Genomic DNA, 1,026 nt, shown 5'->3' with positions numbered 1-1,026 from the left:
TCACCACGAACTACTGCATCGTTATATACTTGAGCATTATCATAAACCCAACAATCGCCCTCGTGAGAAAGATTTTCTTCTTTCTCTATAAAGCCACCCAAATCACCAGCTTTGACATTACCAAAATCTCTTAACGCTCTAATCTGATACAACGTGCAAGCATATAACCCATTAGAGTCGTAGCGTATAAACAACGTACCCTCTTCTGTAAGCTCGTATTTCTTTGCTATGCTCATGTTCTTATCCACCTAATGATTGTTGTGCATCGTTTTGCTCATACCCTGCCCTGCTTACTGCACAACCATCAACAAACTCAGGTGATGGAGATGTTTCTTTTTTCTGCATTAAGTTTTGCAAACGCTCGGGATAAAAAAAATCATCAGGACGTAAGTCTATGTTGTTGCGTTTAGCGTAATTCAAAAGCATAACTTGATATTTAGCGGGAATAATCCCACCTTTTCCTTCACGCTTCTCAACAGGATAAGTCCATTTATAGACAGCCGATATATGACAATGAACAAGTAAAGATACGCTTTTTGCTCCACCTAAATATTTTATAATTGTAGTTGCTGGAGTCATTATCCACTCACAAATTTTTATTACAAATTTCCAATTTACGAAAATATATATCAAATTTTCGTAAAACGCAATATTGATTATTTAATAATTTTAAGGAAAAAAAGTGAAATGGATTTTCAAAAGTTAATAAAAATATGGATCAATGAAAAATTAAATGAGATGGGCCACGGAAGCCGTAAAGCTTTGGGAAAACATTTAGGATTAGGCCCATCATCTATTACGCGTTTATTATCTACTGATAACTCCGATCCTAAAGCATACCGAGAAATCAGTGCCGAAGAATTAGTAAAGCTACACAGTTTTTTTAAAGAGTATCCTCCGTATCCTGCTTTAAGTGAAATAGACCAAGATGTTTATGATCTTTATTCTTCTTGCAGCGAGGAGGAGCGGCGGGCAACTTTAGCATTCCTTCATGCTTTACTCGAATCAAAAAAGCGATAACTGCTA

The 1,026-nt window shown here is 36.2% G+C and carries 2 protein-coding genes and 1 pseudogene; 1 reads left to right on the top strand and 2 read right to left on the bottom strand.

The genetic code is table 11. From position 1 onward, the window contains the following. Together J7R10_RS08230 and J7R10_RS08225 are read right to left on the bottom strand one after the other, a co-directional pair. Positions 1 to 230: pseudogene (locus tag J7R10_RS08230) on the bottom strand (hypothetical protein); the annotation flags it as partial. 10 nt (positions 231 to 240) lie between these two features. Beyond that, the gene (locus tag J7R10_RS08225) at positions 241 to 579 is read right to left on the bottom strand and encodes a hypothetical protein (RefSeq protein WP_208436436.1); all 339 of its coding nucleotides are present in this window, start codon (positions 577 to 579) and stop codon (positions 241 to 243) included. A 108-nt stretch (positions 580 to 687) separates the two neighbouring features. Between J7R10_RS08225 and J7R10_RS08220 the strand changes: the two genes are divergently transcribed. Next, on the top strand, positions 688 to 1,020 hold the full coding sequence (locus tag J7R10_RS08220) for a hypothetical protein (protein ID WP_208436435.1): 333 nt from the start codon (positions 688 to 690) through the stop codon (positions 1,018 to 1,020). The last annotated feature ends 6 nt before the right edge of the window (positions 1,021 to 1,026 follow it).

This window comes from Bartonella vinsonii subsp. berkhoffii ATCC 51672 (assembly GCF_902825225.1).
Lineage (GTDB): Bacteria > Pseudomonadota > Alphaproteobacteria > Rhizobiales > Rhizobiaceae > Bartonella > Bartonella berkhoffii.
This window is presented reverse-complemented; position numbering and strand designations above follow the sequence as displayed.

Excerpts from the sequence above, each read along its gene's own strand:
- J7R10_RS08225 (WP_208436436.1), bottom strand. The coding sequence starts at position 579 with ATGACTCCAGCAACTACAATTATAAAATATTTAGGTGGAGCAAAAAGC.
- J7R10_RS08220 (WP_208436435.1), top strand. The coding sequence starts at position 688 with ATGGATTTTCAAAAGTTAATAAAAATATGGATCAATGAAAAATTAAAT.